19 protein-coding genes are annotated in these 22,430 nt (G+C 59.2%); 10 read left to right on the top strand and 9 right to left on the bottom strand.

Features of this window, described 5'->3' with window-relative positions; all coding sequences use genetic code 11:
- Positions 1 to 24 precede the first annotated feature (24 nt).
- The 7 genes from ispC to rpsB all read right to left on the bottom strand — a co-directional run bounded on the left by ispC (position 25) and on the right by rpsB (position 6,099).
- Positions 25 to 1,215 carry a 1-deoxy-D-xylulose-5-phosphate reductoisomerase gene (gene ispC / locus U862_RS0113500; RefSeq protein WP_025110885.1) on the bottom strand — a complete coding sequence of 397 codons (1,191 nt, stop codon included), beginning with the start codon at positions 1,213 to 1,215 and terminating at the stop codon, positions 25 to 27.
- The gene (locus tag U862_RS0113505; protein WP_025110886.1) at positions 1,212 to 2,018 is read right to left on the bottom strand and encodes a phosphatidate cytidylyltransferase; all 807 of its coding nucleotides are present in this window, start codon (positions 2,016 to 2,018) and stop codon (positions 1,212 to 1,214) included. Before U862_RS0113505 ends, ispC begins: the two co-directional genes overlap by 4 nt.
- Entirely contained in the window at positions 2,018 to 2,773 is a 756-nt protein-coding gene (gene uppS / locus U862_RS0113510) for a polyprenyl diphosphate synthase (RefSeq protein ID WP_025110887.1), read from the bottom strand. The genes U862_RS0113505 and uppS overlap by 1 nt, the downstream gene beginning before the upstream one ends.
- Positions 2,774 to 2,786: 13 nt before the next feature.
- Positions 2,787 to 3,344 (bottom strand): ribosome recycling factor, encoded by a 558-nt coding sequence (gene frr, locus U862_RS0113515; protein ID WP_025110888.1) that lies wholly within the window; start codon positions 3,342 to 3,344, stop codon positions 2,787 to 2,789.
- The gene (gene pyrH, locus U862_RS0113520; protein ID WP_003222124.1) at positions 3,341 to 4,084 is read right to left on the bottom strand and encodes a UMP kinase; all 744 of its coding nucleotides are present in this window, start codon (positions 4,082 to 4,084) and stop codon (positions 3,341 to 3,343) included. Before pyrH ends, frr begins: the two co-directional genes overlap by 4 nt.
- 210 nt (positions 4,085 to 4,294) lie before the next feature.
- On the bottom strand, positions 4,295 to 5,158 hold the full coding sequence (tsf, locus tag U862_RS0113525; RefSeq protein WP_025110889.1) for a translation elongation factor Ts: 864 nt from the start codon (positions 5,156 to 5,158) through the stop codon (positions 4,295 to 4,297).
- A 203-nt stretch (positions 5,159 to 5,361) separates the two neighbouring features.
- The gene (gene rpsB / locus U862_RS0113530) at positions 5,362 to 6,099 is read right to left on the bottom strand and encodes a 30S ribosomal protein S2 (RefSeq protein ID WP_003222119.1); all 738 of its coding nucleotides are present in this window, start codon (positions 6,097 to 6,099) and stop codon (positions 5,362 to 5,364) included.
- Positions 6,100 to 6,472: 373 nt separating this feature from the next.
- Between rpsB and map the strand changes: the two genes are divergently transcribed.
- The 5 genes from map (at position 6,473) to U862_RS0113560 (ending at position 13,287) form a co-directional block, all read left to right on the top strand.
- Positions 6,473 to 7,255: a type I methionyl aminopeptidase gene (gene map, locus U862_RS0113535; protein WP_025110890.1), complete on the top strand. Its 783-nt coding sequence runs from the start codon at positions 6,473 to 6,475 to the stop codon at positions 7,253 to 7,255.
- A gap of 41 nt (positions 7,256 to 7,296) precedes the next feature.
- On the top strand, positions 7,297 to 9,999 hold the full coding sequence (locus tag U862_RS0113540; protein WP_025110891.1) for a [protein-PII] uridylyltransferase: 2,703 nt from the start codon (positions 7,297 to 7,299) through the stop codon (positions 9,997 to 9,999).
- Positions 10,000 to 10,205: 206 nt separating this feature from the next.
- Complete coding sequence (gene dapC / locus U862_RS0113545) at positions 10,206 to 11,408, top strand: succinyldiaminopimelate transaminase (protein ID WP_025110892.1); 1,203 nt, start codon at positions 10,206 to 10,208, stop codon at positions 11,406 to 11,408.
- A gap of 378 nt (positions 11,409 to 11,786) precedes the next feature.
- Positions 11,787 to 12,515, top strand: a complete 729-nt coding sequence (locus U862_RS0113555; RefSeq protein ID WP_025110893.1) for a M12 family metallopeptidase — start codon at positions 11,787 to 11,789, stop codon at positions 12,513 to 12,515.
- A gap of 34 nt (positions 12,516 to 12,549) precedes the next feature.
- The gene (locus tag U862_RS0113560; RefSeq protein WP_025110894.1) at positions 12,550 to 13,287 is read left to right on the top strand and encodes a M12 family metallopeptidase; all 738 of its coding nucleotides are present in this window, start codon (positions 12,550 to 12,552) and stop codon (positions 13,285 to 13,287) included.
- A gap of 41 nt (positions 13,288 to 13,328) precedes the next feature.
- On the opposite strand, the gene U862_RS0113565 is transcribed toward U862_RS0113560, so the two are convergent.
- On the bottom strand, positions 13,329 to 14,960 hold the full coding sequence (locus U862_RS0113565) for a Na+/H+ antiporter (protein ID WP_025110895.1): 1,632 nt from the start codon (positions 14,958 to 14,960) through the stop codon (positions 13,329 to 13,331).
- A 293-nt stretch (positions 14,961 to 15,253) separates the two neighbouring features.
- On the opposite strand from U862_RS0113565, the gene U862_RS0113570 reads away from it, so the two are divergent.
- The 4 genes from U862_RS0113570 (at position 15,254) to U862_RS0113585 (ending at position 18,418) form a co-directional block, all read left to right on the top strand.
- A complete protein-coding gene (locus tag U862_RS0113570; RefSeq protein ID WP_003222107.1) occupies positions 15,254 to 15,616 on the top strand; it encodes an ArsC family reductase in 363 nt (120 codons plus the stop codon).
- 32 nt (positions 15,617 to 15,648) lie between these two features.
- Entirely contained in the window at positions 15,649 to 16,683 is a 1,035-nt protein-coding gene (gene dapD, locus U862_RS0113575) for a 2,3,4,5-tetrahydropyridine-2,6-dicarboxylate N-succinyltransferase (RefSeq protein ID WP_007954762.1), read from the top strand.
- Between the two features lie 128 nt (positions 16,684 to 16,811).
- Positions 16,812 to 18,017 carry an aminotransferase class V-fold PLP-dependent enzyme gene (locus U862_RS0113580; RefSeq protein WP_025110896.1) on the top strand — a complete coding sequence of 402 codons (1,206 nt, stop codon included), beginning with the start codon at positions 16,812 to 16,814 and terminating at the stop codon, positions 18,015 to 18,017.
- Positions 18,014 to 18,418 (top strand): SufE family protein, encoded by a 405-nt coding sequence (locus U862_RS0113585; protein WP_025110897.1) that lies wholly within the window; start codon positions 18,014 to 18,016, stop codon positions 18,416 to 18,418. The genes U862_RS0113580 and U862_RS0113585 overlap by 4 nt, the downstream gene beginning before the upstream one ends.
- An 88-nt stretch (positions 18,419 to 18,506) precedes the next feature.
- Here the strand turns inward: U862_RS0113585 and tcdA are convergent, their stop codons facing one another.
- Positions 18,507 to 19,325 carry a tRNA cyclic N6-threonylcarbamoyladenosine(37) synthase TcdA gene (gene tcdA, locus U862_RS0113590; RefSeq protein WP_025110898.1) on the bottom strand — a complete coding sequence of 273 codons (819 nt, stop codon included), beginning with the start codon at positions 19,323 to 19,325 and terminating at the stop codon, positions 18,507 to 18,509.
- A 285-nt stretch (positions 19,326 to 19,610) separates the two neighbouring features.
- On the opposite strand from tcdA, the gene U862_RS0113595 reads away from it, so the two are divergent.
- Positions 19,611 to 22,202, top strand: coding sequence for a glycosyltransferase (locus U862_RS0113595; RefSeq protein ID WP_025110899.1), 2,592 nt, complete (start codon positions 19,611 to 19,613; stop codon positions 22,200 to 22,202).
- The last annotated feature ends 228 nt before the right edge of the window (positions 22,203 to 22,430 follow it).

Genomic DNA, 22,430 nt, shown 5'->3' on the forward strand with positions numbered 1-22,430 from the left:
CGTGACGCCAGGGTCCTGCAACGGCTATCGGCCGTGACGACTCAGCCATTGTTCGGCCAGAATCCGCGCTTTCGCGTCTGCGGTAAACACCGCATCCAGATCTTCCAGCGCAACCACAGGCTCAAGATTCAACACATCCTCGATGATACTCGCGATTTCCAGATAACCCACGCGTGCGTCGAGAAACGCCGCGACCGCCACTTCGTTGGCCGCATTGAGCATGGCTGGTGCGCTGTTGCCGGCCTCGGCCGCCTGTCGCGCCAGGCGCAGACAGGGGAAGCGTTCTTCGTCCGGCGCCTCGAAATCCAGACGCGCAACGGCAAACAGATCCAGCGGCGCCACCCCCGAGTCGATACGCTCGGGCCAGGCCAATGCATTGGCAATCGGCGTGCGCATGTCGGGATTGCCCAACTGCGCCAGCACCGAGCCATCCACATAGTCGACCAGTGAGTGAATCACGCTCTGCGGATGGATCACCACCTCGACCTGCGCAGGTTTGGCGTCGAACAACCAGCAAGCCTCGATCAACTCCAGGCCTTTGTTCATCATGCTGGCCGAATCCACCGAGATCTTGCGCCCCATGGACCAGTTCGGGTGCGCACACGCCTGATCCGGCGAAACATGCGCCAATTCACTCATTGGCGTCTGCCGGAAAGGACCACCCGACGCCGTGAGTAAAATCCGCCGTACTCCGACGGCACTCAGCCCACGGGCAAAATCCTGCGGCATGCACTGGAAGATCGCGTTGTGCTCGCTGTCGATCGGCAGCAATACCGAGCCGCTCTTGTGCACGGCTTGCATGAACAGCGCGCCGGACATCACCAGCGCTTCTTTATTGGCCAGGAGGATTTTCTTGCCAGCCTCCACCGCTGCCAATGTCGGACGCAGGCCCGCGGCACCGACGATGGCAGCCATCACGGCATCGACTTCAGGCGCGGAAGCGACCTGACACAGGCCCTCCTCCCCGACCAGCACACGAGTGGGCAGGCCTGCAGCGCGCAAATCGTCCTGCAGACCGCGAGCCGCAGCCACTTCAGGCACCACAGCGAACTGCGGCACATGGCGAATGCACAAGGCCAGCAACTCGCTCAGGCGGGTGAAGCCGCTCAGCGCGAAAACCTGATAGCGCTCAGGATGACGAGCGATGACGTCCAGGGTGCTCAGACCGATCGAGCCGGTAGCCCCCAGAACGGTAATCTGTTGAGGACGGCTCACGGTGCAGCCATCCACAGCAATACAGCGAAAATCGGGATCGCAGCGGTCAGGCTGTCGATGCGATCAAGCACACCGCCATGACCGGGCAGCAGGTTACTGCTGTCCTTGATACCGGACTGGCGCTTGAACATGCTTTCGGTAAGGTCGCCCACCACCGAAATGAAGACGATCAACGCAGCACCGATCAAGCCCTTGAGCAACTCGCCCACGGTCCAGTCACGAACCAGACCGACGATGGCGGTAATCACCAGACTCAGCGCCAGGCCACCGTAAACACCTTCCCAGCTTTTGCCCGGACTGACTTGCGGCGCCAGCTTGCGCTTGCCAAAGGCACGACCGGAGAAATAGGCACCGATGTCAGCACCCCAGACCAGCACCATCACCGCCATGATCAGCCAGTTGCCCAGCGGGTATTGTTTGATCTGCACCAGCCCTTGCCAGGCCGGCAGCAGGATCAGCAAGCCGATCACCAGCTTGGTGGCCGCTGTCGACCAGTGTTCGCTGGAGCGCGGATACGTCAGCACCAGATAGGTCGCCACCGCCCACCACAACACCGAAGCGCCCAACACCCAAGGGGCGAGGCCCGGCAGGACATACATGACGAACAGCATCAGCGCGACGACAGCGGCATAGCCGACACGGAACGACTGCGCAGTGAAGCCCGCCAGACGCGCCCATTCCCAGGCGCCCAGGCTGACGACCAGACCGATGAACAGCGCAAAACCGGAACCCTCGAGCAGGAAAAACCCGCACAGGGCGATCGGTAGCAGGATCAGCGCAGTGATGATTCGTTGTTTAAGCATTAAACCCGGGCTCCAGCTTCGACCTGCTCGCTCGTTTTACCGAAACGACGCTGACGCGAAGCGAAATCGGCCAGCGCAGTGCGCATGGCTTCGTGTTTGAAGTCCGGCCAGAACAGGTCGGAGAAGTACAACTCGGCGTATGCCAGTTGCCACAGCAAGAAATTGCTGATGCGGTGCTCGCCGCCGGTGCGGATGCACAGGTCCGGCAACGGCAGGTCACCGGTCGCCAGACATGTTTGCAGCAAGTCCGGGGTGATGTCTTCCGGACGCAAATGCCCGGCCTGAACCTCACGCGCCAAGCGCTGTGCTGCTTGCGCAATATCCCACTGACCGCCGTAGTTGGCGGCGATCTGCAGGATGAAGCGGCTGGCACCGGCCGTCATGGCCTCGGCCTCGCGCATCGCCGCCTGAAGTTCAGGGTGGAAGCGCGAGCGATCGCCGATGATGCGCAAGCTGATGTTGTTGTCATTGAGGCGCTTGGCCTCACGACGCAGGGCCTTGAAGAACAGATCCATCAAGGCACTGACTTCGTCAGCCGGCCGTTGCCAGTTTTCACTGGAAAAGGCGAACAAGGTGAGCACTTCGACCTTGGCCTCGGCGCACACCTCGATCACTGCCCGCACAGCGTCCACGCCAGCTTTATGCCCGGCGACACCCGGCATAAAGCGCTTTTTCGCCCAGCGATTGTTGCCATCCATGATGATCGCGACATGGCGCGGCACCGCGGACGGCGCAGACTGCTTGGTCTTTTCCATTGAAACGCGACCCTTATACGGCCATCAGGTCTTTTTCTTTCTCGTCCGTGGCCTTGGTGATCTGGGCCTCGAAGTCTTTGGTCAGCTTGTCGATATCAGCGGTGGCACGACGCTCTTCGTCTTCGCTGATTTCTTTATCCTTGACCAGTTTTTTGAGCTCGCCCAGCGCATCGCGACGGATGTTACGCACCGCTACACGAGCATCTTCTGCTGCGCTACGAGCTTGCTTGGTAAATCCCTTACGGGTTTCCTCGGTCAAGGCTGGCATGGAAATCAGCAACAATTCGCCCAGGTTGGTCGGATTGAGGTTCAGGCCAGCGCTCTGGATTGCCTTGTCGACAGCCGCGAGCATGTTGCGCTCGAACGCCACGACTTGCAGGGTGCGCGAGTCTTTTACAGTGATGTTGGCCACTTGGGTGATGGAAGTGTCTGCGCCGTAGTACGGCACCATCACACTGCCCAGAATGCTTGGGTGGGCTTTACCGGTACGAATCTGGCCAAATGCGTGAGCCAGGGATTCGAGGGATTTCTGCATGCGCTCTTGAGCGTCTTTCTTGATTTCGTTGATCATTGTTGACCTTCCTCGATCAGGGTGCCTTCAGCGCCGCCATGCACGATGTTCAGCAGGGCGCCGGGCTTGTTCATGTTGAATACGCGCAGTGGCATCTTATGGTCGCGACACAGGCAAATTGCTGTCAGATCCATTACACCCAGCTTGCGATCCAGGACTTCATCATAAGTCAGATGATCGAACTTCTCGGCATGCGGGTCTTTGAACGGGTCTGCGGTGTAGACGCCATCAACCTTGGTCGCCTTCAGCACGACGTCGGCATCGATTTCGATGGCACGCAGGCAGGCTGCCGAATCCGTGGTGAAGAACGGATTGCCGGTACCGGCTGCGAAGATCACGACGTCTTTGGAGTTCAGGTGACGCATCGCTTTGCGGCGATCATAGTGATCGGTCACGCCAACCATGGAAATGGCCGACATTACGATGGCCGAGATATTGGCACGTTCCAGCGCATCGCGCATGGCCAGGGCGTTCATCACAGTGGCCAGCATGCCCATGTGGTCGCCTGTCACCCGATCCATGCCAGCCTTGCTCAGGGCTTCGCCACGGAACAGGTTGCCACCGCCGATCACCAGACCGACCTGTACGCCGATACCGACCAGTTGGCCGACTTCCAGCGCCATGCGATCCAGTACTTTTGGATCGATCCCGAACTCTTCCGAGCCCATCAGGGCCTCGCCGCTAAGCTTGAGTAGAATGCGTTTATAGCGAGCCTGATAACCACTGCCCTGCTGAGCCATTGCGAATCTCTCCTGCGGCGTATTTAAAAATTCTTTGCGAGCTGTTTACAGCTGGCGTTCACTCTAGCTTGGCGCTGCTTCAGCGCCATCGGAACATGGCTTTGTAAGTCAGTTCCAAGTGGAAACCAATAAAAAATTGGTAACCCCATCTGAAAAGAGGCTGCGCGCGTGAGCGGGCAGCCTCTTTCGGGCGACAGTTGAAAAACCGTCTTATTGCTTGGCGGCAGCCAGCTGGGCAGCAACTTCTTCAGCGAAGTTGTCGACCGGCTTCTCGATGCCTTCGCCTACTTTGAAGTAGGTGAAGGAAACGATTTCTGCGCCGCCTTTCTTGGCCAGCTCGCCAACCTTGATTTCAGGGTTCTTGACGAACGCCTGCTCAACCAGGCTCGCTTCCGCCAGGAACTTGCTGATACGGCCTTTGACCATGTTCTCAACAATGTTTTCTGGCTTGCCTTTGATTTTCTCTTCGTTCAGCTGCAGGAACACAGCTTTTTCACGCTCGATCGCTTCAGCCGAAACTTGCGAAGGCAGCAGGAACTCAGGGTTGCTGGCAGCTACGTGCATCGCGATGTCTTTGGCCAGCTCGACGTCACCGCCTTTCAGAGCCACAACAACACCGATCTTGTTGCCGTGCAGGTACGAACCTACAACGTCACCTTCGATACGGGTCAGACGACGGATGTTGACGTTCTCGCCTACTTTGGCAACCAGTGCTTCGCGAGCGGCTTCTTGAGCAGCGATCAGCGGAGCAGCGTCGGTCAGCTTGTCAGCGAAGGCTTTTTCAACGCTGGCAGCAACAAAGTTTTTGAAGTCGTCTTGCAGGGCCAGGAAGTCGGTCTGCGAGTTCACTTCCAGGATAACGGCAGCTTTACCGTCGTCCTTGATTGCGATTGCGCCTTCAGCGGCAACGTTGCCAGCCTTTTTCGCAGCCTTGATCGCGCCCGAAGCACGCATGTCATCAATGGCTTTTTCGATGTCGCCGTCAGCCTTTTCCAGGGCTTTCTTGCAGTCCATCATGCCTTCGCCGGTACGCTCGCGCAGTTCTTTAACCAACGCTGCAGTAATTGCTGCCATTTTCAAATTCCTCTTGGATAGGTTTTCAACCATTCCACCCGATCGAACGGGCGTTCAATTCTTCCCGAATCACCTTGTACCCGCCGCACGTTACAGATGCAGGGGATGCGCCACCACAAGTGGGCGCCAACAAACGGTTTTCGAGGTGGCAAAAAGGGGGCCAAGCCCCCTTTTTGCTTACTGAGTCAACGCCAGGGCGTCAATTACTCAGCTGCAGCCTGAGTTTCTTCAGCTGCGAATTCAACAGTACCGCCAGCAACATTGTTGCGACCGCGGATCACTGCGTCAGCCATCGAACCCATGTACAGCTGGATAGCGCGGATTGCGTCATCGTTGCCTGGGATGATGTAGTCAACGCCTTCCGGGCTGCTGTTGGTATCGACAACGCCGATTACCGGGATGCCCAGCTTGTTGGCTTCGGTGATCGCGATGCGCTCGTGGTCAACGTCGATCACGAACAGTGCGTCTGGCAGACCGCCCATGTCCTTGATGCCGCCCAGGGAGCGATCCAGCTTTTCCAGGTCACGGGAGCGCATCAGCGCTTCTTTCTTGGTCAGCTTGGCGAAAGTACCGTCTTCGGCTTGAACTTCAAGGTCACGCAGACGCTTGATGGAAGCACGAATGGTTTTGAAGTTGGTCAGCATGCCGCCCAACCAGCGGTGATCGACGTACGGCGAACCGCAACGTGCTGCTTCTTCAGCAACGATCTTGCCAGCGGAACGCTTGGTGCCGACGAACAGAATCTTGTTTTTGCCCTGGGCCAGACGTTCTACGAAAGTCAGAGCTTCGTTGAACATTGGCAGGGTTTTTTCAAGGTTGATGATGTGAATCTTGTTACGCGCGCCGAAAATGTACTTACCCATTTTCGGATTCCAGTAACGGGTTTGGTGACCGAAGTGCACACCGGCCTTCAGCATATCGCGCATGTTGACTTGGGACATGATAGTTCCTTAATAAGTCGGGTTTGGCCTCCACGTATCCCAATGACCAACCAGTGGCATAAAGCCAAAAGCACCCAGGTCATCGTGTCGACACGTGTGTGGATTTAAGCTTTTCGGGGTATCCCCGGAAAGCGGCGCATTTTATACCACAGGGTGCGCAGAAACGGAACCCGGAATCTGCAATCGCACCAAGGACATGGGCGCAGCCCCCTTGGAATCGCCTTCGGGCACACCATTGTATAGAGAGACACGATGCACGCAGGCGCGGATTTGCTCCTTTCGTCTGTTAGAATCGGGTTTTTCAGGGTCGCGAAAAGAACACTCGCCACCCAATCCGTATCAGCAAGCGCCGCCGAGCGCAGAGAGAGCCTGTATGACCGTCAACCTCAAAACCCCCGAGGACATCGCTGGCATGCGTGTCGCCGGCAAACTGGCCGCCGGTGTGCTGGAAATGATTGCCGAACACGTCAAACCGGGCGTGACCACCGATCAGCTGAACCAGATCTGCCACGACTACATCGTCGACGTGCAGCAGGCCATCCCTGCTCCGCTCAACTACAAAGGCTACCCGAAGTCGATCTGCACTTCGATCAACCACGTGGTCTGCCACGGCATCCCGAACGACAAGCCACTGAAAAACGGCGACACCCTGAACATCGACGTCACCGTGATCAAGGACGGCTACCATGGCGACACCAGCCGCATGTTCCACGTCGGCGAAGTGCCGGTCTGGGCCGAGCGCCTGTCGCAGGTCACCCAGGAATGCATGTACAAGGCGATCGAAATCGTCAAACCCGGCTGCCGCCTCGGCGACATCGGCGAAGTCATCCAGAAGCACGCTGAAAAGAACGGCTTCTCGGTAGTTCGCGAGTTCTGCGGTCACGGCATCGGCAAGGTCTTCCACGAAGAGCCGCAGATCCTGCACTACGGCCGCGCAGGCACCGGCATGGAACTGAAGGCCGGCATGACCTTCACCATCGAGCCGATGATCAACCAGGGCAAGGCCGACACCAAGGTGCTGGGCGACGGCTGGACCGCCATCACCAAGGACCGCAAGCTCTCGGCGCAGTGGGAACACACCCTGCTGGTGACCGATACCGGCTACGAGATCTTTACCCTGCGCGCCGACGACACCATCGCGCGCATCTCGGCCTGATCCACACAACGCTCCCAGCCTTATAGAAGGAAAGCCAATCGATGCCGCAGGTGGATCCCGAACTCTTCGACCGCGGCCAGTTCCAGGCTGAACTGGCCCTGAAAGCGAGTCCCATCGCGGCGTTCAAGAAGGCGATCCGCCAGGCTCGCGAGGTCCTCGACACGCGTTTTCGCAATGGCCGCGACATCCGCCGGCTGATCGAAGACCGTGCCTGGTTCGTCGACAACATCCTGCAAAAGGCCTGGGAGCAGTTCAACTGGAGCGAAGACGCCGACATCGCACTGGTCGCAGTCGGCGGCTATGGTCGGGGTGAGCTGCATCCCTACTCCGACATCGACTTGCTGATCCTGCTCGACAGCGCCGATCACGAGGTTTTCCGCGACTCCATCGAGCGCTTTCTGACGCTGCTGTGGGATATCGGCCTGGAAGTCGGCCAGAGCGTGCGCTCGGTCGACGAATGCGCCGAAGAGGCCCGCGCCGACCTGACCGTCGTCACCAACCTGATGGAAAGCCGCACCATCTGCGGCCCCGAGCGCCTGCGTCAGCGCATGCTCGATGTCACCAGCACTGCACACATGTGGCCGGCCAAGGAGTTCTTCCTGGCCAAACGCGCCGAGCAGAAGGCCCGTCACCACAAGTACAACGACACCGAATACAACCTGGAACCCAACGTCAAAGGCTCGCCCGGCGGCCTGCGGGATATCCAGACGATTCTGTGGGTGGCCCGTCGTCAGTACGGCACCCTGAACCTGCGCGCCCTGGCCGGCGAAGGTTTCCTGGTGGAGAGTGAAAACGCGCTGTTGGCGTCCTCCCAGGAATTTCTCTGGAAGGTACGCTACGCCCTGCACATGCTCGCCGGTCGCTCCGAAGACCGCCTGCTGTTCGATCATCAACGGACCATTGCCGGCCTGCTGGGCTTTGAAGGCGACGACGCCAAACAGGCCGTCGAAAACTTCATGCAGCAGTATTTCCGCGTGGTGATGAGCATCGCCCAGCTCAGCGACCTGATCATTCAGCATTTCGAGGAAGTGATCCTCGCCCCGGAAGACGAAGCACCGCCGCAGCCGATCAACTCGCGTTTCCAGTTGCATGACGGTTACATCGAGGCGCGCAACGACAACGTGTTCCGCCGCACGCCGTTCGCCATGCTCGAAATCTTCGTACTGATGGCCCAGCAGCCGGAAATCAAAGGCGTGCGCGCCGACACCATTCGTCTGCTGCGGGAAAACCGTCACCTGATCGACGACAACTTCCGCAACGACATCCGCAATACCAGCCTGTTCATCGAGCTGTTCAAGTGCAAGATCGGCGTCCACCGCAACCTGCGCCGGATGAACCGCTACGGCATCCTCGGGCGCTACCTGCCGGAGTTCGGGTTCATCGTCGGGCAGATGCAGCACGACCTGTTCCACATCTATACGGTCGACGCGCACACCCTGAACCTGATCAAACACCTGCGTAAGTTGCAGTACACCCAGGTGTCGGAAAAATTCCCGTTGGCCGCCAAGCTCATGGCCAAACTGCCCAAGCCCGAACTGATCTACATGGCCGGTCTGTACCACGACATCGGCAAGGGCCGGCATGGCGATCACTCGGACATCGGCGCAGTCGATGCCGAAGCGTTCTGCCAGCGTCATCAACTGCCAACATGGGACAGCCGCCTGATCGTCTGGCTGGTGCAAAATCATCTGGTGATGTCGACCACCGCGCAGCGCAAGGATCTGTCCGATCCGCAGGTGATCCACGATTTCGCCCAGATCGTCGGCGACGAAACCCGTCTGGACTACCTGTATGTGCTGACCGTGGCCGACATCAATGCGACGAACCCGACGCTGTGGAACTCGTGGCGCGCCAGCCTGTTGCGCCAGCTCTACACCGAGACCAAACGCGCCCTGCGCCGTGGTCTGGAAAACCCGGTCGATCGGGAGGAGCAGATCCGCCAGACCCAGAGCGCGGCCCTGGATATTCTGGTGCGCGGCGGCACCGACCCGGACGACGTCGAGCAGTTGTGGGCGCAGTTGGGCGATGACTATTTCCTGCGTCACACCGCTGGCGACGTGGCCTGGCACAGTGATGCGATCCTGCAGCAGCCGGCCGATGGCGGCCCGCTGGTACTGATCAAGGAAACCACCCAGCGCGAGTTCGAGGGCGGTACGCAGATCTTCATTTATGCGCCCGATCAGCACGACTTCTTCGCCGTGACCGTGGCCGCGATGGACCAGCTCAACCTGAACATTCATGACGCCCGGGTCATCACCTCGAGCAGCCAGTTCACTCTCGACACCTACATCGTGCTCGACAACGATGGTGAATCCATCGGTGACAACCCGGCACGGATCAAACAGATCCGCGACGGTCTGACCGAAGCGCTGCGCAACCCGGACGACTACCCGACGATCATCCAGCGTCGGGTGCCGCGTCAGCTCAAGCACTTCGCGTTTGCGCCGCAGGTGACGATCCATAACGATGCCCAGCGTCCGGTGACAGTGCTGGAACTGACCGCGCCTGACCGCCCGGGCCTGCTGGCACGGATCGGCGGGATCTTCCTCGAGTTCGACCTGTCGCTGCAGAACGCGAAGATTGCGACCCTGGGCGAACGGGTGGAAGACGTGTTCTTCATCACCGACGCCCACAACCAGCCGCTGTCCGACCCGCTGCTGTGCAGCCGCTTGCAGGATGCAATCGTTGAACAACTGAGCGTCAATCAGGAACCGGATATCAAGCTTTCGCGTATCAGTATCTGAATTAACACATGACCCCTGTGGGAAGGATCACTCCGATACCAGCCTGTTGATCAAACCCCCTGCAGGAGCGAGCCTGCTCGCGATAGCGGTGTATCAGCCACCCGCAGCGTTGAACATGACGCCGCCATCGCGAGCAGGCTCACTCCTATACGTTTTGCGCATCTGCCAGCATTGGTGTATCGCCCCCCACATTGAACGAGGCATCCATGAACAACGCTCTGAACCAGCTCCAGCCCTACCCGTTCGAAAAACTCCGCGCCCTGCTCGGCACCGTGACCCCGAACCCGGACAAACGCCCGATCGCCCTGTCGATCGGCGAGCCGAAACATCGCTCGCCGAGCTTTGTCGCCGAAGCGCTGGCGAACAATCTGGATCAGATGGCGGTATACCCGACCACCCTCGGCATCCCGGCCCTGCGCGAAGCCATCGCTGGCTGGTGCGAGCGTCGTTTCGGCGTGCCGAGCGGCTGGATTGACCCTGCGCGCAACGTACTGCCAGTCAACGGCACCCGTGAAGCGCTGTTCGCCTTCACCCAGACCGTGGTCAACCGCGGTGACGATGCCCTGGTGGTCAGCCCTAACCCGTTCTATCAAATCTACGAAGGCGCAGCGTTCCTCGCCGGCGCCAAGCCGCACTACCTGCCATGCCTGGACGAGAACGGCTTCAATCCGGACTTCGACGCCGTATCGCCAGAGATCTGGAAACGCTGCCAGATCCTGTTCCTGTGCTCGCCGGGCAACCCGACCGGCGCGCTGATCCCGGTCGACGTGCTGAAAAAACTGATCGCCCTGGCTGACGAGCACGACTTCGTGATCGCTGCGGACGAGTGCTACAGCGAGCTGTACTTCGACGAACAAACCCCGCCACCGGGCCTGCTCAGCGCCTGCGTCGAACTGGGCCGCAAGGACTTCAAACGCTGCGTGGTGTTCCATAGCCTGTCCAAGCGCTCCAACCTGCCGGGCCTGCGCTCCGGCTTCGTCGCCGGCGATGCCGATGTACTCAAGGGTTTTCTGCTGTACCGCACCTACCACGGCTGCGCGATGCCGGTACAAACCCAACTGGCCAGCGTTGCGGCGTGGAATGACGAAGTGCATGTGCGCGCCAACCGTGCGCTGTACCGCGAGAAGTTCGACGCGGTCCTGGAAATCCTCAGCCCGGTGATGGATGTGCAGCGTCCGGATGGCAGCTTCTACCTGTGGCCGAATGTGCAGGGTGACGATGCGGCGTTCTGCCGGGACCTGTTTGCCGAAGAACATGTGACCGTGGTGCCTGGCTCGTACCTGTCCCGCGAAGTGGGCGGCGTCAACCCGGGGGCCGGTCGTGTGCGGATGGCACTGGTTGCACCATTGGCTGAATGTGTGGAAGCGGCTGAACGGATAAAAAACTTCATTATTCGCCACCCATCCTGATAGTCAGATTCTCGCGCGATGCAATATCGCGCGAGAGCAATATACTAACGAAATACACTTCTAACTTTAAAACTTCCACTTGTTCGGGCCGCGCTTCAAGCGCCAGCAGTCACCCGACACCTCCAGTGCAATGCCGAGCAGGAACTTCCACAACAACACTCAAGCTATTTTTCTCGCAACACCTCCCTCCCCTGAACTATTACAAAGTGCACTAATCTCTAGCTTCTTTTCCCCACGGCGCAAGCCCCCCCCCTACCAATATCAAGCAACAACATTCACCAGAATAACGCTTAACAACAACCTGAAAACAACTTAGCCTTAAAAACCAATTAAACACCAAACCCACACAACAATCTTTTATACATATCGGCACCCCCAATGAACATCGCTATCCCATGCAAACTTATTCACCCCGACAATCAACTGGCATCTTATCAGGCCGCTGTCAACGAGAACCCTCACAACGAACGTCCCACCTTAACGGCTGGTCGCAGTAAACGCTCCATTGGCAGTTGGCAAAAATTCTGGGGCCATGGCCGAGTATTGACTATCAGTTTCATGGAAAACTTACCTGTCAATCTCAAGCAGCGTATCGAAAAATTGATCCGACAATGGGAGCCCGCCACTAATCTGACGTTCAAATTCGATGATGGCCAGGCAGGGGAAATACGCATTTCCACAACGGACGACGTATCCAACTCATACCTTGGGACTGACGCACTTCTGGTGCCATCGGACCTGCCCACCCTGAGGCTGGGTATCGACCCGGATCATGTGGAGTTCGATCTGACCGTACTCCACGAATTCGGTCATGCACTGGGAATGCAACATGAGCATCAGCACCCATCCGCGAACATCCCCTGGGATGTGCCAAAAGTTTATGAATACTACAATCGACACTTTCAATGGACCGTGGAAGACGTCGATAAGAATATTTTCAACACGCTCGATGTCAGCACCTCACTGAAAGGACCTTATGACAAGAGTTCCATCATGCATTATGAGATCCCCAACGAGCTGACCCTCGGCAATTGGGAAGTGGGCGTTAATACCAAAATCAGCAAACTTGATCGGCGCAACATGCGCAAGGCTTACCCCAAACTCTGATATCACTTACCTTTATCTATGGAGCTCTTTGATTATGGACAATCTGAACCCTTGCCAACTCGCCACGTTGAATAGCCTTGATACCTCTTACGAAACTGCCATCAAGGAGAATCCTGACAATTGCAATACCGCCACGGACAGCCGAAACAAACGTTCAGTCGCCCGGCACACGAAATTCTGGACGCCCGGTCGCCTGTTACGCATTCGGTTTCTGAACGGCAGTTTGTCCTTCAAAGAGGCGACAAAGGCTGCACTCGCCAATTGGCAACCTCACGTCAACCTGAACTTTCAATACATTGAAGAGGGTGAAGCAGAGATTCGTATTTCCAGCGAGCCGGGAGCTTACTGGTCGATGATCGGGACTGACGCATTGACCGTTGAAGATCAAACCGAAGCGACACTGAAGCTGTCCCCGGATCAGGATCTTTCAATCAAATTCTTCATGGCCCAGGCCACCCATGAATTCGGCCACATGCTCGGAGCCGAACACGAGCACTTGCACCCTGAAATGACCATTCCCTGGGACAAGGAAGCTGTTTATCAACATTTCGACGCAAGGAGTGATCTGGATCGTAGCCGGATAGACCTGACTTACTTCAATCTTCTTGATGCCAGCGAGGTCAACCATTCTCCTTACGACCCGAAATCCATCATGCATTACGCCATTCGCCAGAACTGGACCAAAGGTGACTTTCAGATACACCTCAATTTCGTCCTCAGCGAAAAGGACAAGGCCTTCATGACGACCGCTTACCCTCAATCCGACGCCTGACAGAAAGCAGGTTCAGCTTGAAATCACCAATATTTGCGGCATCACTTCACTGAGCCAAGATTCGCCTCACTCAGATCCAGCTCACCCAGCACTTCGCGCAGCACGTCATCACCAATCTGGTGATGACGACTCAGGCTATACAACTCCAGACGCTGCGCCCGCAACGCCTTCAAGCGTAAACGCCGCTCCAGCAGATCCATCTGGAACGCCAGCGCCTGTGCCTCGGCGGAGTCGTTGAAGACTTCGAGCTGATGCCGATACTCGGACATGATCCGGGCCTTGAGCTCCGCCGAGAGCGCCGCCTGCGCTGCATCCTGCGGGCCAACCTCTTCAGTTTCCAGGGCATGAATCGCTGCCTCGGCGGTTTTGCGCCAGGCATCGCGCACTTCCTGGCGACGCTTGTCGTCCGGGCTTTTCTCGATGCCGCGCAACAGCAATGGCAAGGCGATGCAGGCACAAATCAACGACAACAGAATCACCCCGGCGGCGATGAAGATCAGCAGGTCACGCTCAGGGAATGCCTCGCTGCCCATCAACATCGGCACTGACATCACACCCGCCAGCGTCACCGCCCCGCGCACACCGCCGACGGTCAGCAACCAACAGGATCGCGCCGTGGGCACTTGCGTCAAATCGCCCTTGCCACGCAACCGCCGCAGCAGCACCGACAAGCGCCAGATGCTCTGCACCCAGATAAATCGCAACAGCACCAGAGCAAGAAAAATCGCCACCACATCGAGGCCGCGATACAGCAGCGTCGGCCAGAGCGTGGGCTCATGGCTGACCACCGCCTTGATGATGTCCGGCAATTGCAGGCCGAGCAGCAGGAAGATCAAGCCGTTGAACGCAAACTCCAGCAACGACCAGACGCTGCGATTGAGCAGGCGCGTGCTGGTTTGGCGCGGCAACAGATCGAGCCAGCTCTGCATCATCCCCGCCGCCACCGCCGAAAGAATGCCCGAGGCTCCCAGTCGTTCAGCCAATACATAGGCGGCGAACGGCAGCAGCAACATGAACACCACGTGGGTGGCCGGATCGTCCCAGCCCCGGGCGATCATCCACGCGCGCAAGCGCCCGACCAGCCAGCTCAGCGCCACACCGACCGCCAGCCCGCCGACCGCCACCAGCACGAATGTCAGGCTGGCATTGGCCAACGAAAACACTCCAGTCACTGCCGCCACCAAGGCAAACTTGAAGGTCACCAGACCCGAGGCATCGTTCATCAGCGCCTCGCCTTGCAGGATGTGCATCAGCGGCGTCGGCAAGCGGTTCTGCGAAATGGCCGACACCGCCACCGCGTCGGTCGGCGACAGCACTGCGGCGAGGGCGAAGGCCACCGCCAGCGGAATGCTCGGCAACAGCCAGTGAATGAAGTACCCGGCGCCAACCACGGTGAACAGCACCAGACCGACCGCCAGCGTCAGGATCGGCCCGCGCAAATGCCAGAACTCGCGCTTGGGCATGCGCCAACCGTCGGAAAACAGCAGCGGCGGCAGAAACAGAAAAAGGAACAATTCGGGATCGAGCGCCACGTGCAGACCCAGTGTCGGCCAGGCCAACAAGGCGCCAGCAGCGATTTGCACGAGGGGCAGCGGCAGCGGGATGACCCGTCCGACCAGTCGCGAGACACTGACCAGCATCAGCAGGATCAGGACGGTATAAGCGGTTTGCATAAAGCGGAGATCCCAGACAATCGACAGCGTTGAACTGCCATATTAGCCGCTTAGGATGCGTCTGGCGTTTGCACCTATGTCGCAGCCCTGGCGCAAATCCCCTTGTGGGAGCGAGCTTGCTCGCGAAGGTGGTGGGTCATTGAGCAATGATTTCGACTGACACACGCCTTTCGCGAGCAAGCCTGCTGCCACAGGGTAATCTGCAGGCAGATAAACCTCGGCGCCGCGAAACCGTTTGGTCATGGCATAATCCGACACCATTTTTTTCCAGCACCTGTAAAGGGGGCGATTCCTTGACCGTTTCAAGTAAAACGTTGCACCTTTTCGGCATCAAAGCCTGCGACACCATGAAGAAGGCGCGCACCTGGCTCGATGAACACGCTGTCAGCTACGACTTCCATGACTACAAAACTGCCGGCATCGACCGTGAGCACCTGACCCAATGGTGTGACGAGCACGGCTGGCAAACGGTGTTGAACCGTGCAGGCACGACCTTTCGCAAACTCGACGACGAACGTAAAGCCGATCTCGACCAGTCGAAAGCCATCGAACTGATGCTCGCTCAACCCTCGATGATCAAGCGCCCGGTGCTCGATCTCGGTGACCGAACCCTGATTGGCTTCAAGCCAGACATCTACGCGGCCGCACTCAAGTAAGCAGCCCGTCACTTATTGCTAGAGGTATTCACATGTCCAATTCCCTGTTCAGCATCGCCTTTGGTGTCGGCACTCAGAACCGTCAAGGCGCGTGGCTGGAAGTGTTCTACGCACAGCCCCTGCTCAACCCATCGGCCGAACTGGTCGCCGCGGTGGCGCCGATCCTCGGTTACACCGAAGGCAACCAGGCCATCACTTTCACCACTGCGCAGGCTGCGCAACTGGCTGAAGCGGTGAAAGGCATCGACGCCGTGCAAGGCAAACTGCTGACCCGTCTGGCCGAAAGCCACAAGCCGCTGGTCGCGACCCTGTTGGCTGAAGACGCGCAACTGACCTCGACGCCTGAGGCTTACCTCAAGCTGCACCTGCTGTCCCACCGTCTGGTCAAGCCGCACGGCGTGAGCCTGGCCGGGATTTTCCCGCTGCTGCCGAACGTAGCGTGGACCAGCCAGGGCGCGATCGACCTGAGCGAACTGGCCGAACTGCAACTCGAAGCCCGCCTGCGCGGCGAACTGCTGGAAGTGTTCTCGGTGGACAAGTTCCCGAAAATGACCGATTACGTGGTTCCGGCCGGCGTGCGTATCGCTGACGCGGCACGTCTGCGTCTGGGTGCGTACGTGGGCGAAGGCACCACCGTGATGCACGAAGGCTTCATCAACTTCAACGCCGGCACCGAAGGCCCGGGCATGATCGAAGGCCGCGTTTCCGCTGGCGTCTTCGTCGGCAAGGGTTCGGACCTGGGCGGCGGCTGCTCGACCATGGGCACCCTGTCGGGTGGCGGCAACATCGTGATCAAGGTTGGCGAAGGCTGCCTGATCGGCGCCAACGCCGGTATCGGTATCCCGCTGGGCGACCGCAACACTGTTGAGTCGGGCCTGTACGTGACCGCAGGCACCAAGGTGGCGCTGCTGGACGAGCACAACAACCTGGTCAAGGTTGTGAAAGCACGCGAGCTGGCCGGTCAGACTGACCTGCTGTTCCGTCGCAACTCGGAAACCGGTGCCGTGGAGTGCAAAACCCACAAATCGGCGATCGAGCTGAACGAAGCGCTGCACGCTCACAACTAAGTGCCGCTGGCACTTGTGGGAGCGAGCCTGCTCGCAAAGCTTTTTGCGTCCATATGGGCGCCTTCGCGAGCAGGCTCGATCCCACAGTGTCTTGTGTACACCCCGCCCAAGTTCACAGGGCTGAACAGATGATGATTCCCTCCCCGTGGCGTGCCGATTTTCCGGCCATCGCCGCCCTGCAACGGCAAGACCAGACCTATCTGGACAACGCCGCTACCACGCAAAAACCCCAGGCTCTACTCGACGCACTGACGCATTACTACGCCAACGGCGCGGCCAATGTGCATCGTGCGCAGCACCTGCCCGGCGCTCATGCGACGCAGGCGTTCGAAGACAGTCGGCTCAAGGTTGCCCAATGGCTGAATGCCGGTGACAGCGGGCAGATCATCTTCACTCACGGCGCCACCAGCGCGCTGAATCTCCTGGCTTATGGCCTGGAACATCTTTTCCACCCGGGCGATGAGATTGTCATCAGCGCCCTGGAGCATCACGCCAACCTGCTGCCGTGGCAGCAACTGGCGCAGCGTCGCGACCTGAAACTGGTGATCCTGCCGCTGGACGCCGACGGCGTGATTGACCTCGGCGCCGCCGTGCGCCTGATCACCCCGCGCACTCGCTTGCTGGCAGTCAGTCAGTTGTCCAATGTGCTCGGTGCCTGGCAACCGCTGCCGGCGCTGCTGGCGATGGCCAAGGCGCAGAACGCACTGACGGTGGTCGATGGCGCGCAAGGTGTGGTGCATGGGCGCCACGACGTGCAGGCGCTGGGTTGCGACTTTTATGTGTTTTCCAGCCACAAGCTGTATGGCCCTGATGGCCTGGGCGTGCTGTTCGGGCGCAACCAGGCGCTTGAGCAACTGAAACCGTGGCAGTTCGGCGGCGAAATGGTGCTGGAAGCCAACTATCACGACGCGCGTTTCCGCCCTGCCCCGCTAGGTTTCGAGGCGGGCACACCGCCGATTGCCAGCGTGATCGGGTTGGGTGCAACCCTCGACTATCTGGCAGGGCTGGATCAGGACGCGGTGTCGGCCCACGAAGCCGCGCTGCACGACTATCTGCTGCAAGGTCTCGCCGCCCGCAACGGCATTCGCCTGTTGGGCAAACCGCAGTTGGCGCTGGCGAGTTTTGTCGTTGAGGGTGTGCATAACGCCGATCTGGCGCACTTGCTGACCGAGCAAGGCATCGCCGTGCGCGCCGGGCATCATTGCGCCATGCCGTTGCTGAAAAGCCTTGAGCTGGCCGGGGCGATTCGTGTGTCGCTGGCGTTGTACAACGATTCGCAAGACCTGGAACGATTCTTTGAAGCGCTGGATCAGGCACTGGAGTTGTTGCGATGAGCCTGCCGGTTGCCGCTACCGAAGCGCTGCACACCTTCCAGAATGCTGCTGGCTGGGAACAGCGCGCACGGCTGCTGATGCAATTTGGTGATCGCCTGCCACCGCTGGATGACGCGGACAAGTGCGAGACCAACCGGGTTCATGGCTGTGAAAGTCAGGTGTGGCTGGTGGGGGAATTGCAGGACGGCCACTGGCAGTTCAGCGCTGCCAGCGATGCGCGGATGATTCATGGGTTGGTGGCGTTGCTGCTGTTGCGGGTCAACGGTTTGAGCGCTGCCGAGTTGCAGCAGGTGGATTTGCCGGACTGGTTCAATCAACTGGGGTTGTCGCGACAGCTGTCGCCATCGCGCAGCAATGGCCTGAATGCCGTGCTCAAGCGGATGAACGAGCTGGCTGGTTAATCGCTTTCGCGAGCAGGCTCGCTCCCACATGTGAATGCATTCCAATGTGGGAGCGAGCCTGCTCGCGAAGAGGCCTTGAGGTGCCACATCAAGCCTGAGGCTTGACCCGATCCGCCGGGCGCCGGACGCCCGCGACAATCTTGTCCACCGCCTTGGTCGCCGCGACCATGCCGAACGTCGCCGTCACCATCATCACCGCGCCAAATCCGCCAGCGCAGTCGAGCTTCACGCCATCACCGACAAAACTCTTCTGCAAACAGATGCTGCCATCGGGCTTCGGATAGCGCAGCTGCTCGGTGGAGAACACGCACGGCACGCTGTAATGACGGGTCACTGTGCGCGAAAAGCCGTAATCGCGGCGCAACGTAGAACGCACTTTCGAGGCCAGCGGATCGTTGAACGTGCGGTTGAGGTCGCAGACCTGAATCAGCGTCGGATCGATCTGCCCGCCGGCGCCGCCGGTGGTGATGATCTGGATCTTGCGCCGTTTGCACCAGGCAATCAGCGCAGCCTTGGCGTTGACCGCATCGATGCAGTCGATCACGCAATCGATGTTCGGCGTAATGTATTCGGCCATGGTCTCGCGGGTGACGAAATCAGCCACGGCGTGCACCGTGCAGTCCGGGTTGATCCCACGCAGACGCTCGGCCATCACCTCGACCTTGGGTTTGCCGACGGTACTGTCCAGCGCATGCAACTGCCGGTTGGCGTTGCTGACGCAAACGTCGTCGAGGTCGAACAGCGAAATCTCGCCCACGCCACACCGGGCCATGGCTTCCGCCGCCCAGGAGCCGACGCCACCGACGCCGACAATCGCCACATGGGCCGCACGCAGGCGCTCAAGGCCCTCGATGCCATACAAACGGGCGATGCCTGCAAACCGTGGATCTTCTGTACTCATGACCATTACCCCAAAAACCGGCGCGCATTATAGGGCCGTCGGCGGCCAAGAGCATCTTTGACGCTATGAACGGCGGCCTGCCTGCTTTAATTAAAGCGGTCGCCAACAAAGTTTTCTCTTACAAGCTGTTACTAAAGAACTTAAATCAGGTTGGACTGCCCAATGTCGGGCATTTTCCTGTCCGGTGTACGAGCAGTGAACTGCCGGTGTAGGATTCGCGCCCTTTGCTAGTCAGAAAGCCGCAATACCAACCGATCCTTCGTTCCACAGCCTTTGGAACCCGAAATAGCTATGTCATCGCGTAAATTTGGACTCAACCTGGTGGTGGTTCTGGCAATCGCCGCCCTGTTCACCGGTTTCTGGGCGCTGATCAACCGCCCGGTCTCCGCGCCCAACTGGCCGGAGCAGATCTCCGGTTTCTCCTATTCGCCATTCCAGCAGGGACAATTCCCACAGAAGGATCAGTATCCGACTGACGATGAAATGCGCCGCGACCTGGAGATCATGAGCAAGCTGACGGACAACATCCGTATCTACTCGGTTGACGGTTCCCTGCAGGACATCCCGAAACTGGCGGAAGAATTCGGTCTGCGCGTGACCCTCGGGATCTGGATCAGCCCCGACCAGGAACGCAACGAGCGGGAAATCCAGCGCGCCATCGAACTGGCCAACACCTCACGCAGCGTGGTTCGCGTGGTGGTCGGCAACGAGGCGATCTTCCGCAAGGAAATCACCGCCGAACAACTGAGCGTATTGCTGGATCGCGTGCGTGCAGCGGTGAAAGTACCGGTGACCACTTCCGAGCAGTGGCACGTCTGGGAAGAACACCCGGAACTAGCCAGGCACGTCGACCTGATCGCCGCGCACGTACTGCCGTACTGGGAGTTCATTCCAGTCGACAAGGCCGGGCAATTCGTCTTCGACCGCGCCCGCGACCTGAAAAAGATGTTCCCGAAAAAACCATTGCTGCTGTCCGAAGTGGGCTGGCCGAGCAACGGTCGCATGCGCGGCGGCGCCGATGCGTCGCCGGCAGATCAGGCAATCTACCTGCGCACACTGGTCAACAAGCTTAACCGCCAAGGCTTCAACTACTTCGTGATCGAAGCCTTCGACCAGCCGTGGAAGGCCAGTGACGAAGGTTCGGTGGGCGCTTACTGGGGCGTGTTCAACGCCGCGCGCCAGCAGAAATTCAACTTCGAAGGCCCGGTAGTGGCGATCCCGCAATGGCGCGTGCTGGCCATCGGTTCGGTGGTGCTGGCGCTGCTGTCGCTGACCCTGCTGATGATCGACGGCTCGGCGCTGCGCCAGCGTGGCCGCACGTTCCTGACCTTTATCGCGTTCCTCTGTGGTTCGGTGCTGGTGTGGATCGGCTACGACTACAGCCAGCAATACAGCACGTGGTTCAGCCTGACGGTGGGCTTCCTGCTGGCGCTCGGTGCGCTCGGGGTGTTCATCGTGTTGCTGACCGAGGCGCATGAGCTGGCCGAAGCGGTGTGGACCCACAAGCGTCGGCGAGAATTCCTGCCGGTGGTGGGCGACTCGGACTACAGACCGAAAGTCTCGATCCACGTGCCTTGCTACAACGAGCCGCCGGAAATGGTCAAACAGACCCTCGACGCCTTGGCCAACCTCGACTATCCGGACTTCGAAGTCCTGATCATCGACAACAACACCAAGGACCCGGCGGTCTGGGAGCCGGTGCGCGACTACTGCGAAACCTTGGGCCCGCGCTTCAAGTTCTTCCACGTATCGCCCCTGGCCGGGTTCAAGGGTGGCGCGCTGAATTATCTGATTCCGCACACCGCCAAGGACGCCGAAGTGATCGCAGTGATCGACTCCGACTACTGCGTGCACCCGAACTGGCTCAAGCACATGGTGCCGCACTTTGCCGACCCGAAAATCGCCGTGGTGCAGTCGCCGCAGGATTACCGCGACCAGAACGAAAGCACCTTCAAGAAGCTCTGCTACGCCGAGTACAAAGGCTTCTTCCACATTGGCATGGTCACCCGTAACGACCGCGACGCGATCATCCAGCACGGCACCATGACCATGACCCGCCGTTCGGTTCTGGAAGAACTGGGCTGGGCCGACTGGTGCATCTGTGAAGACGCCGAACTGGGCCTGCGCGTGTTCGAAAAAGGCCTGTCGGCGGCGTACTACCACGACAGCTACGGCAAGGGCTTGATGCCGGATACCTTCATCGACTTCAAGAAACAGCGTTTCCGCTGGGCCTACGGCGCAATCCAGATCATCAAGCGCCACACCCGCAGCCTGCTGCGCGGCAAGGACACCGAGCTGACCCGTGGCCAGCGTTACCACTTCCTCGCGGGCTGGTTGCCGTGGGTTGCGGACGGCATGAACATCTTCTTCACCGTCGGCGCGCTGTTGTGGTCGGCGGCGATGATCATCGTGCCGCAACGGGTCGATCCGCCGCTGCTGATTTTCGCGATCCCGCCATTGGCGCTGTTCGTGTTCAAGGTCGGCAAGATCATCTTCCTGTATCGTCGCGCCGTCGGCGTGAACCTCAAGGATGCGTTCTGCGCGGCGCTCGCGGGCCTGGCGTTGTCACACACCATCGCCAAAGCGGTGCTGTACGGCTTCTTCACCAGTAGCATTCCGTTTTTCCGCACACCGAAAAACGCCGACAACCACGGCTTCTGGGTGGCGATTTCCGAAGCGCGGGAAGAGCTGTTCATCATGCTGCTATTGTGGGGCGCGGCGCTGGGGATCTACCTGGTGCAAGGCATTCCGAGCAACGACATGCGCTTCTGGGTAGCGATGCTGCTGGTGCAGTCGCTGCCGTACGTCGCGGCGCTGATCATGGCGTTCCTGTCGTCACTGCCAAAACCGGCAGCGGAGCCTGAACCGGCACCTGTCGTCTAATTCCTCGACGAAGCACTAAACGGCGGCCAATGGTCGCCGTTTTGCTTTAAGATAACCGCCATTTTGCAGGGCTTGGCGCAATACGGTTTGCTGATCGAACCCAATCCCTGTGGGAGCGAGCCTGCTCGCGAAGGCTTTGTAACATTCAACATCTATGTTGACTGCCAACGCGCCCTCGCGAGCAAGTCCGCTCCCACATTGGCTCTCGCCCACATTCATGATCTCCGG

Source organism: Pseudomonas sp. H1h (assembly GCF_000633255.1).
GTDB lineage: Bacteria > Pseudomonadota > Gammaproteobacteria > Pseudomonadales > Pseudomonadaceae > Aquipseudomonas.

Coding starts and splice junctions, on each gene's coding strand:
- U862_RS0113505 (WP_025110886.1), bottom strand. CDS start 2,018: ATGCTTAAACAACGAATCATCACTGCGCTGATCCTGCTACCGATCGCC.
- uppS (WP_025110887.1), bottom strand. CDS start 2,773: ATGGAAAAGACCAAGCAGTCTGCGCCGTCCGCGGTGCCGCGCCATGTC.
- frr (WP_025110888.1), bottom strand. CDS start 3,344: ATGATCAACGAAATCAAGAAAGACGCTCAAGAGCGCATGCAGAAATCC.
- pyrH (WP_003222124.1), bottom strand. CDS start 4,084: ATGGCTCAGCAGGGCAGTGGTTATCAGGCTCGCTATAAACGCATTCTA.
- tsf (WP_025110889.1), bottom strand. CDS start 5,158: ATGGCAGCAATTACTGCAGCGTTGGTTAAAGAACTGCGCGAGCGTACC.
- rpsB (WP_003222119.1), bottom strand. CDS start 6,099: ATGTCCCAAGTCAACATGCGCGATATGCTGAAGGCCGGTGTGCACTTC.
- map (WP_025110890.1), top strand. CDS start 6,473: ATGACCGTCAACCTCAAAACCCCCGAGGACATCGCTGGCATGCGTGTC.
- U862_RS0113540 (WP_025110891.1), top strand. CDS start 7,297: ATGCCGCAGGTGGATCCCGAACTCTTCGACCGCGGCCAGTTCCAGGCT.
- dapC (WP_025110892.1), top strand. CDS start 10,206: ATGAACAACGCTCTGAACCAGCTCCAGCCCTACCCGTTCGAAAAACTC.
- U862_RS0113555 (WP_025110893.1), top strand. CDS start 11,787: ATGAACATCGCTATCCCATGCAAACTTATTCACCCCGACAATCAACTG.
- U862_RS0113560 (WP_025110894.1), top strand. CDS start 12,550: ATGGACAATCTGAACCCTTGCCAACTCGCCACGTTGAATAGCCTTGAT.
- U862_RS0113565 (WP_025110895.1), bottom strand. CDS start 14,960: ATGCAAACCGCTTATACCGTCCTGATCCTGCTGATGCTGGTCAGTGTC.
- dapD (WP_007954762.1), top strand. CDS start 15,649: ATGTCCAATTCCCTGTTCAGCATCGCCTTTGGTGTCGGCACTCAGAAC.
- U862_RS0113580 (WP_025110896.1), top strand. CDS start 16,812: ATGATGATTCCCTCCCCGTGGCGTGCCGATTTTCCGGCCATCGCCGCC.
- U862_RS0113585 (WP_025110897.1), top strand. CDS start 18,014: ATGAGCCTGCCGGTTGCCGCTACCGAAGCGCTGCACACCTTCCAGAAT.
- tcdA (WP_025110898.1), bottom strand. CDS start 19,325: ATGGTCATGAGTACAGAAGATCCACGGTTTGCAGGCATCGCCCGTTTG.
- U862_RS0113595 (WP_025110899.1), top strand. CDS start 19,611: ATGTCATCGCGTAAATTTGGACTCAACCTGGTGGTGGTTCTGGCAATC.